An 8704-nucleotide genomic window follows, 5' to 3' on the forward strand; every position below is an offset into this window, starting at 1 on the left:
AATTAACCTATGCCCAACCATAAAATAAAGCAAGCGCCCCCAGCTCTTCTTGGAAAGGGGCTGGCATATTGTTACTTTCACTCTTACTCAACCGCAGCGGCGGCTCCTGCTTTATTTATCGTCCGTTGGTGTGTATTAAAATGAAGCCTCTAGCCATAAATATCGTCATCTGGATTTCTACCCTTACTGCCTTCGGAGTGACTGCTCAAGAAGGTGGTGTGGCAGGAAGGATAGTCAACGACGAATTTGAATATGTTTACAGAGCCAAAGTAACAAATAAGACAACAAGAGAAATTACCCACAGCGATACAGAAGGACATTATCAAATAGGTGCATCGGTAGGGGACACATTGACTTTTGAGATAATAGGTTATACTCCAGAATTGAGAATAATAGATAAAAATCCTGATGTTGTAAATATCATCCTCATGGATAAATCAGTGAATGATTTAGGGACGCCTTGGACTGAAAGACAATACAGAAGAGCTCACCGAAGAATTGAAAAAATCTATTGTAGGCTTTATAAAGAGGCGGACAATAAAAATATTTGGAATAATAAATAAACACACACCAACAACAGAATAAAGCAAGCTCCCCCAGCTCGTTCAGCCATTGACAATGCTATTGTCTACCTGTGCGTCCGTTCGGCAAAGGCCAGTGAAGGTCGCCTGCTTTATTCAAAGGACGTTGTGGTTAATTAAACCAAAAGACACTCCTCTATGAAAGTCGAAGATGTTGAATTGGGACTTGAGAAATATGTTTTTCTGCTAAGTGCAGAGGAAGGCAACTATGGTATTTATGAGTTGGTAGGTGAGTTAAGTTATTATCCTTTATCCATCGAAGATAAATATAAAATAGCCCGTGGATTACTAAGACAGCTTGTAGAAGAGGACTTGATTATAATGGTACAATTTAAGGACTCCACCCTCAAAGAAGTCATCAAAGTTGTATCTGTTAAGGATATAGATGAAGTTCTTAATAATCCAATTAGTTGGTACCCTTGTGGTGAGATGGTGGCAATAAAACTAACAGATAAGGGGACAAAATACTTGGACTCACATGAAGAAGTTTACAAAGGTAGATTGACCGGTAGGTGGGGAAAAATATAAAATAAACTAACCACAACAACAGAATAAAGCAAATGCCCCAACAGCTTTCAACCATTGATAATGCAGGAAGCAACCCTTGCGTACGTTCAGCGAAAGCCGGTGAAGGGCATCTGCTTTATTCAATGGACGTTGGGGCTAATTCAAGTACTGCTCATTTCGAAAGGTGCATATGAAAAAAAGGTTCAAAATTCTTATGATAAATTTTATAGTTGTCTTCATCAACTCAATAATGACGACTATAATAAATTCAAAAGAAATGACCCATGATATGACAGCCGTAGTAGTACTGTTTTTTAGTTGTGGACTGTTCTTAATGAATTTATCATATTTTATTGGAGTAGCAAAAAATGGAAATGATTACTACTTGCCATTACTTGCATGCTTAGGACCATCATTAATATTCTTGACACTTGGACTAATCCTCAATTGGTTTGATAAATCCTCAGATTTCGGACAAATATGGTTGACATTGCTTATAATAAACATTGTACTAGGATTATGGCCTACTGCAGTAATGTTTAAAATAAATAAACTAGCCCCAACAACAGAATAAAGCAAATGCCCCAACAGCTTTCAGCTATTGGCAATGCAGAAAGCAACTTTTGCGTCCTTTCAGCAAAAGCCGGTGAAGGGCATCTGCTTTATTCAACGGACGTTGGGAACAATAAAAACAATGGATTGGACACTGCTTAAAGAGAACATATACTACAGGGACGGCTCTTTAAGAGACATCTTAATCCATGATACCACAAAAGAGGATTGGAGGAAATGGGTGGACTTTGTAAATGGACACTATAAGCTGGAGTGGTATAACGGACTGCAAGACCAGACCTTTAATCATATTGACTTTGATGTAGTTCTGGAGTACTTCAAGGATTATCCTGACTTCTCAATCATGGCTAGTATATCCTTGGACAAGCTTAAAGTTCATACCTATTTCTTCACACAAGAAGAGATAGAAAATGATATCGCGCCTAAAGAATTCACATCTCTTGAGGACCATAATAGATTAATGGATTATCTGGTGTCTATATCCAGACTGCTGAATAAGAAGGTTATCTTGACACCCGAAAACACTCCAGAAATAAGCCTGATTGAAGTGACTAATAATGAAATCACTTATCCTGGTTTAGATGGTGTAGCATAAAAAATAATATACTGTTCCCAACAACAGAATAAAGCAAATGCCCCCAGCGCTTTCAGCCATTGACAATGCAGGAAGCTATTTTTGCGTACATTCGGTAAACTGCAGTGAAGGGCATCTGCTTTATTCAATGGACGTTATTCGCAAAACAAGTAAAGCCTTTTCATGAAAAAAATTATTCTAGCTTTTGGCCTACTTTTTCTGTCAATGAATCTTAGAGCTAGCCAAGTTGATTCTATCAATAATCTTACTTACTCAAAAATTATACTTGGTTTGTTTGAGGTCATTGATCACAGAAGTAATAAAGTATATATTCATAAAGAGTCAGATTATTTTAATGATCGGAATTTGAAAGATGTTGAAGATATAAGAAGTCTCAGCTGCCATTCCTGCATTGATATTGATCAAAAGAATAAGACTTATACAGTTGATTCGACATTCTTTAAACTTTGGCTGAAGCTTGATTCGATAAATGAGAAGCAAGCAGTCTTTGAAAATAAAATAAGAATTAAAGGGCGCAAAGTAGTAATGGTTGGCCCCAACTTCAGTAAAGGGGATGGATTGCCAGTGCTAAGAAAGATTCTTCCAAGGCCTATTGAAATAAAGTTATCAAAAATTGCTTACTCAGAAGATAGAAAATATGCGATGATCTATCTAAGCTATAGATATAACAGCTTGTACGGAGAAGGGATGTTGTTGCTAATGAATGTTGAACAGGATTATAATATTCTTAAAGTAGAAACTTTGTGGGAATCTTAATAAAAAATTCAGCGAATAACAACAGAATAAAGCAAGGGCTGAAACAGCTCTTTGCCATTGAATTACAAAACCTCTAATTTATCGTCCGTGTAGACGCAGCGGTGAGCAGCCCCTGCTTTATTCAATGGACGTTAGCTTGTATTAGATCGTACGATATGGATCCATCAGCAATATTCTTTTATTCTTTGTGCTTGCTAGCAGTGTTCTTTATTATTCGTTACCCTTTCATAAATAAGAAAGAAAAAGAGGAGGAGGATAAGATAAAAGAACGTTTAAAAGATGAAGCAATCTACGATCCTGTTACAGGTGCCAGAATGTCTTTGGAGGAAGCTGAAAGTGGATTATACATTGCCAATGATAATCTAGAAAGGATAAAGCCTGATGATGAACTTGAAAAGTACTATAATGTACAGGAAGTGGAGTATGAGAAAATAAAGAATTACATCATCAAGGAAGGAATGGAACCTGTAGAGGAAGAAGTAGCCAATCATTTAATTGAAAGGGTAATCTCAAAATCTACAGTGATTGATAAATATGATGAAATTACTATTTCCTATACATTCAGACCTGCACTAGACTTTTATGTATCACTAGCATTAGTAGAGTATACAATCACTACTGGTAAATATATTGATCATGCTGCTGAATGGCAGATAATAGGAGCATCAGTCAATGAGGCTATGACAGTTGATTGTAGTGGCCAGTACAGAACCATCCAAAGCTTAAGAACACTGCTTGAAAGCATTGCTATTGACTACTCGATTGAACAAATTGAGGCCTCACTATTCTTTAAATATAATAAGCCAGCAACATTGGGTGACTTTCAAGAATTGATCAATAAAATAAAAAAACACAAGCTAACAATAGAATAAAGCAAGCTCCCAGCTGCCACTTAGCCATTGACAATGCAGGCAGCTAGCTTTGCGTACTCTGAGCAATCACCTGTGAATGGTCGCCTGCTATATTCAAAGGACGTTCTAAGCAATATGAAAAAACTATTCGCTCTAGCCATATTTGGCCTTTGTTTGATCGTAGTATTTAGCTTTATGAAAAGAGAGCCATCAGCTAACATTAATAACAATTCGATGATTTTGGGAATGGTGCTTCTAGAAGAGCCAAATTCCCTCATTCTTAAGGACGCTGTCGCAGAGTTGAGGAGCAGATGGAACTTAGAAGTAGATGATAAGGAATCTGGTGAAGAGGCATCAGTTCTTGTAATTGATGGATATACTGTTGCAATAGGAAACATGCCAATGGCTATTCCCGGAGAAGAAGTCAGACAAGCTGCACAATACAATTATTTTTGGCCTGATGGTGAGAAACAAGCAGCAAAACACAAGGCACATATAATTGTCTCATTGATGAATGCAAGAATGAATCCAGTAGAAGAAAATTTACTGTTCAATAAAGTGATATCATCAATTCTTAACAACAGTAAATCTTTGGGAGTATATATGGGCGGAAGGACATTGCTCCTTAGCAAAGAATTCTATCTTGCTAATACCGAGACGATGTCAGAAGAAGATTTACCTCTTTATAATTGGGTATACTTTGGCTTGAGAAGTAAAAATGGTAAGCATTCAATCTATACCTACGGCCTTACTGATTTCAATAAGAAAGAAATGGAAATCATTGATTCTCCTCATTCTCCTGAAGAGTTGAGTGAAATAATGTTTAATATGGCACATTATGTTATCGCTTACGATGTGACACTTAAGCATGGAGAAACAATCGGTATTTCAGAGGAACAAAAGCTGAAGATAACAGAATCGAAAGGCAAAAATCTTGAGGGCAGTACCCTGAAAATAAAATATTAATATACTGCTTAGAACAACAGAATAAAGCAAGCTCCCTCGGCGCATTCAGCCATTGACAATGTTATTGTCTACCTTTGCGTGGGCGTAGCTAAGGCCGGTGAAGGTCGCCTGCTTTATTCAATGGACGTTGTACACAATTCCCCATGTCAAGGGCCTCAAGAAATTTTGGAGGAATATGAAAGTTAATTCTGCTTTTGGAATAGGATTGGTTTTACTTTTAAGCTTTTGTGTAGCAGAATTTTTATGTTACACATTTCTCGAAATTCGAGATGAAAGCTTCTATAAAGTGATTCAGTATGTTGAGTATCTGTTTTTCATGCTAACTACAGTGATATTAATAATTAGCTTTTATAAATTTCGGCAAGCATGGAAATGGATGCTGATTCTTCCTCTATCAGTCTTTAGCCTGGTTCATACTAGCGGAATGTTGTTCTTATCACCACTTCCGAATGAAATCACTGTAAAGGAAGATACAGAAGTACTCTTCAGTAAGGCTCCTAATATGAAAGAAAAAATCATAGTGCAGCAATATTGGCTAGGTATAACAGGAGATAGCTTTATATCTGACACTGTACAGGTATATGAATTGTGTGAATTATTTAGAATTTCTAGACCAGTATCTTTGACTGATGTGAATGATGACTGGATAAGAAATATAAAAAAATAATAAACTGTGTACAACAACAGAATAATGCAAGGGCTACAACAGCTCTATATTATCTTACAGTAAACATCAGCCAGACGTACATTGAGAGGCGGCGGTGAGCAGCCCCTGCTATATTCAACGGACGTTATGTGGCATTTGTGCCAATCAATGGCAGTAATGTCATAAGATTGGCATAACAGTGACGCAAGTACCAAATTGATTTCAAAATATCTTTGCTAAGTATCTAATCATTAAACAACAAAACAATGAGTAATCAGAGCTTAGCAATCAAAGTAAAAGACTTAAGAAACCGAAAAGGATTTTCTCAAGAACAACTATCAGAAGAATCAAAACTAAGTCTAAGAACAATTCAAAGAATTGAAAAAGGTGAAACAGTCCCAAGAGGAGATACTTTGTTAAAATTAACACAAGCCCTCGGTGTAACCCCAGATGACCTTTTAGAATGGACAGATATCGAAGACAAGGGATATCTGACTCTTTTAAATTTGAGTTCCCTTAGTATTTTAGTTCAGCCGTTACTTGGAATAATAATTCCACTTGTAATGTGGATTTTGAAAAGAGAAAAAATAAAGTTAGTTGATGAGAGTGGAAGAAAGTTAATAAGTTTCCAAATTACTTGGACTCTGACGCTCTACACAGTATTGGTTATAGCTTCAAAAGGGACAAGTATTCTGTTTCAATTTGATGTGCTAAATTTAATTAGAGCTTTATTTACTAATTTCTCGATCATTGGTTTGATAATAACATTATTGTATTTATTTAACATAGTATTAATATTTTACAATGTTAGAAAAAGCCAGAAAGGATTGAGAAATGAATATTTTCCAGCTATACCTCTTTTGAAATAAAAAATAAATAAACGCCACATAACAACAGAATAAAGCAAGCTCCCCCAGCTTATTCAGCCATTGACAATGCTATTTTCTACCTTTGCGTCCGCTCAGCAGAGGCTGGTGAAGGTCGCCTGCTTTATTCAATGGACGTTGCCAACAATAATTATGAACCAAGGATTTAACTTCAATTCACAGAAATATGACTTTTGGAGCGTCTATGAAGCTATAAAGAAATACTATCCTATTGGAATAGAACGAGAATACCCTGGTATCTTTTTTGAATACGACGGTATCAAGGAACTAGAAAATATAGTGGTTCAACGAATTCATGATGAAACAAATTACCATCTAGAATGGGTGAGTTTTTGCGAAGTGTTAAGTGAAGAGATCAAACTCCCAATCATAGGAACTACATATGGTCAAGCTCCATCTTTTAGTGCATATATCCTGCTAGATGAAGAGAAGAATCGAGTAAGTAATTATTATGAGGAGTTACATTTTTGTGTGAGTTTGGTAGGCACATTTTATACTATCATAGGACAATCAACGACAGTTGTAAAGAACCTTGAACAAGATCGGTTTTATACATCGGTGAATAAGATTGAATCCTCCCCTTCCAAGACGACAGCTAAATACTTTCAAATTCTTAAAGATAGAATTGAGTCTAAGTATCAGGAGTTTAAGTTTATTCCCTATTTTATTAGTGAGCAGAAGATTGAGGGGCTTAGAGTTAGGTATAGAGACGAAAGCACAAACAGGATCTTCCATGCTTTATTCAATGATCATATTAAATTTGAATCAATAAATATTGGTGATGCTTACTATGGAATTGAGGGCTGGGTAAAATAAATATACTGTTGGCAACAACAGAATAAAACAAGCTCCCCCAGCTCATTCAGCCATTAACAATGCTCTTGTCTACTTTTGCGTCGGATTAGCAAGGGCCGGTGAATGGTCGCCTGCTTTATTCAATGGACGTTGTGTGCAAGCAAAAAATGACGACACTAACGACACAGGCAATATATGTTCATCTGATTGACGGGACCGATACATGGGTTCCTGTTAAAGCACGGATTGTACAGGATAATCAATATGAAATTCTTGAAAATAGTGAATTTATCCGTGATGCTGATCCGAATTACCTGTTCGAATTTTATCCTGGGGACACAGTCGAGACAGTGCCTCATACCTTCAAAGACGGTAAAAAAGGAAATATTGCTAAGAAGTTGATTAGAGAAGGGAAATGGCAAAATAGAAAATACAATGAGTTCTTGTACAAGGCAATACTTGGACTTCTAAACATTGACATACACACAGCGGACAAGTACCGAGACGAAATAGAAAGAGTAAAGAAAGAAAATTCTGCTGGGCAGTTTTTCTACCCTGCTGTTCTTAATACGATCGTTAAAATGGATAGCTTAACAAGAGATAAAAAATAAAAAGCCAGCACACAACAACAGAATAAAGCAAGCTCCCCCAGAGCATTCAGCCATTGGCAATGCAGGAAGCAAGTTTTGCGTACGCTCAGCAAAGGCCAGTGAAAATCGCCTGCTTTATTCAACGGACGTTGGTGTGTATTGAATCGTTGGGCATATTTAACTGAAGAGCATAATGTCAAAGAGCTATCATGTAACTGGCAAGGATTTCAAGGGTCTCACTCAAAAAGAGATTGACGAAATGGCGGAGGACAAAGACTCATTGCTCCATGAATATGCCGAAAAAAGTAAGGTGAAGCGTGAAATCAAGAAAAAGCGCCGGGAAGATAAATGATGATTTCACTGTTATGGATGCGCTAAAAATTAGCTAGATGATAGAATCTATATCAAGACAATCGACTAGATCAAGGCTAAATGGTGTACTCCTGATCCTTCTCTCATCATATTGGATCTACAGAAATATCGAAATAATAGTTGAGTATGAAGTGAGTAGTGTGCTACATGTTTTCATGATCCCAGGTTGGGTTTTAATATTTGAGAGCATTATAGGTCTAGCTGGCATAGTAATAGGACTATCCGTTTATATTGGACGGTGGACGATCATTAGAGGCTATGTAACTGCAATTATATTATGGTTATCTGGGCTCTTATTGGAAAGTACAATAATCAGTATCGGGGGATAAAAAATAATAAACACACACCAACAACAGAATAAAGCAAGCTCCCACAGAGCATTCAGCCATTGACAATGCTATTGTCTACCTTTGCGTGGGCACAGCAGAGGCCGGTGAAGGTCGCCTGCTTTATTCAACGGACGTTATGTGTAATAAGCGGTTCGGCTGGTGGATTTTCTGTGGAGCTAGGTCTCCCAAGAGCAGAAGCGGAAGGCCAGAGGGAGTTTTAGCGCTTGCTTTTTAGCGGTCCAGCCCCAAGGATGGA

Annotated in this window: 12 protein-coding genes; all 12 read left to right on the forward strand. The window is 37.1% G+C overall.

The window, feature by feature from the left end:
- Window positions 1-140: 140 nt before the first annotated feature.
- The 12 genes from KWJ01_RS27680 (at window position 141) to KWJ01_RS27735 (ending at window position 8099) form a co-directional block, all read left to right on the forward strand.
- On the forward strand, window positions 141-563 hold the full coding sequence (locus tag KWJ01_RS27680; RefSeq protein ID WP_225000400.1) for a hypothetical protein: 423 nt from the start codon (window positions 141-143) through the stop codon (window positions 561-563).
- Window positions 564-719: 156 nt separating this feature from the next.
- Window positions 720-1109 (forward strand): hypothetical protein, encoded by a 390-nt coding sequence (locus KWJ01_RS27685; RefSeq protein ID WP_225000401.1) that lies wholly within the window; start codon window positions 720-722, stop codon window positions 1107-1109.
- 229 nt (window positions 1110-1338) lie between these two features.
- Window positions 1339-1662 (forward strand): hypothetical protein, encoded by a 324-nt coding sequence (locus KWJ01_RS27690; protein WP_225000402.1) that lies wholly within the window; start codon window positions 1339-1341, stop codon window positions 1660-1662.
- Window positions 1663-1695: 33 nt separating this feature from the next.
- Window positions 1696-2256, forward strand: coding sequence for a hypothetical protein (locus tag KWJ01_RS27695; RefSeq protein WP_225000403.1), 561 nt, complete (start codon window positions 1696-1698; stop codon window positions 2254-2256).
- Window positions 2257-2418: 162 nt separating this feature from the next.
- Window positions 2419-3012: a hypothetical protein gene (locus tag KWJ01_RS27700; protein ID WP_225000404.1), complete on the forward strand. Its 594-nt coding sequence runs from the start codon at window positions 2419-2421 to the stop codon at window positions 3010-3012.
- Window positions 3013-3167: 155 nt separating this feature from the next.
- On the forward strand, window positions 3168-3884 hold the full coding sequence (locus KWJ01_RS27705) for a hypothetical protein (RefSeq protein ID WP_225000405.1): 717 nt from the start codon (window positions 3168-3170) through the stop codon (window positions 3882-3884).
- 114 nt (window positions 3885-3998) lie between these two features.
- Window positions 3999-4829, forward strand: a complete 831-nt coding sequence (locus KWJ01_RS27710) for a DUF4261 domain-containing protein (RefSeq protein WP_225000406.1) — start codon at window positions 3999-4001, stop codon at window positions 4827-4829.
- A 175-nt stretch (window positions 4830-5004) separates the two neighbouring features.
- Window positions 5005-5496 (forward strand): hypothetical protein, encoded by a 492-nt coding sequence (locus tag KWJ01_RS27715; protein WP_225000407.1) that lies wholly within the window; start codon window positions 5005-5007, stop codon window positions 5494-5496.
- A gap of 245 nt (window positions 5497-5741) precedes the next feature.
- Window positions 5742-6344, forward strand: a complete 603-nt coding sequence (locus tag KWJ01_RS27720; RefSeq protein WP_225000408.1) for a helix-turn-helix domain-containing protein — start codon at window positions 5742-5744, stop codon at window positions 6342-6344.
- A 150-nt stretch (window positions 6345-6494) separates the two neighbouring features.
- Window positions 6495-7178 (forward strand): hypothetical protein, encoded by a 684-nt coding sequence (locus KWJ01_RS27725; RefSeq protein ID WP_225000409.1) that lies wholly within the window; start codon window positions 6495-6497, stop codon window positions 7176-7178.
- A gap of 146 nt (window positions 7179-7324) precedes the next feature.
- Window positions 7325-7768, forward strand: a complete 444-nt coding sequence (locus KWJ01_RS27730) for a hypothetical protein (protein WP_225000410.1) — start codon at window positions 7325-7327, stop codon at window positions 7766-7768.
- 172 nt (window positions 7769-7940) lie between these two features.
- Window positions 7941-8099 carry a hypothetical protein gene (locus KWJ01_RS27735; protein WP_225000411.1) on the forward strand — a complete coding sequence of 53 codons (159 nt, stop codon included), beginning with the start codon at window positions 7941-7943 and terminating at the stop codon, window positions 8097-8099.
- Window positions 8100-8704 lie beyond the last annotated feature (605 nt).

Origin of the sequence: Cesiribacter sp. SM1, from assembly GCF_020178975.1 — a bacterium.
GTDB lineage: Bacteria > Bacteroidota > Bacteroidia > Cytophagales > Cyclobacteriaceae > Cesiribacter.

What these genes read in the sequence shown, in the direction of transcription:
- KWJ01_RS27720 (WP_225000408.1), top strand. Translation starts at nt 5,742, where the DNA reads ATGAGTAATCAGAGCTTAGCAATCAAAGTAAAAGACTTAAGAAACCGA.
- KWJ01_RS27685 (WP_225000401.1), top strand. Translation starts at nt 720, where the DNA reads ATGAAAGTCGAAGATGTTGAATTGGGACTTGAGAAATATGTTTTTCTG.
- KWJ01_RS27680 (WP_225000400.1), top strand. Translation starts at nt 141, where the DNA reads ATGAAGCCTCTAGCCATAAATATCGTCATCTGGATTTCTACCCTTACT.
- KWJ01_RS27725 (WP_225000409.1), top strand. Translation starts at nt 6,495, where the DNA reads ATGAACCAAGGATTTAACTTCAATTCACAGAAATATGACTTTTGGAGC.
- KWJ01_RS27705 (WP_225000405.1), top strand. Translation starts at nt 3,168, where the DNA reads ATGGATCCATCAGCAATATTCTTTTATTCTTTGTGCTTGCTAGCAGTG.
- KWJ01_RS27715 (WP_225000407.1), top strand. Translation starts at nt 5,005, where the DNA reads ATGAAAGTTAATTCTGCTTTTGGAATAGGATTGGTTTTACTTTTAAGC.
- KWJ01_RS27700 (WP_225000404.1), top strand. Translation starts at nt 2,419, where the DNA reads ATGAAAAAAATTATTCTAGCTTTTGGCCTACTTTTTCTGTCAATGAAT.
- KWJ01_RS27695 (WP_225000403.1), top strand. Translation starts at nt 1,696, where the DNA reads ATGCAGAAAGCAACTTTTGCGTCCTTTCAGCAAAAGCCGGTGAAGGGC.
- KWJ01_RS27735 (WP_225000411.1), top strand. Translation starts at nt 7,941, where the DNA reads ATGTCAAAGAGCTATCATGTAACTGGCAAGGATTTCAAGGGTCTCACT.
- KWJ01_RS27710 (WP_225000406.1), top strand. Translation starts at nt 3,999, where the DNA reads ATGAAAAAACTATTCGCTCTAGCCATATTTGGCCTTTGTTTGATCGTA.
- KWJ01_RS27690 (WP_225000402.1), top strand. Translation starts at nt 1,339, where the DNA reads ATGACGACTATAATAAATTCAAAAGAAATGACCCATGATATGACAGCC.
- KWJ01_RS27730 (WP_225000410.1), top strand. Translation starts at nt 7,325, where the DNA reads ATGACGACACTAACGACACAGGCAATATATGTTCATCTGATTGACGGG.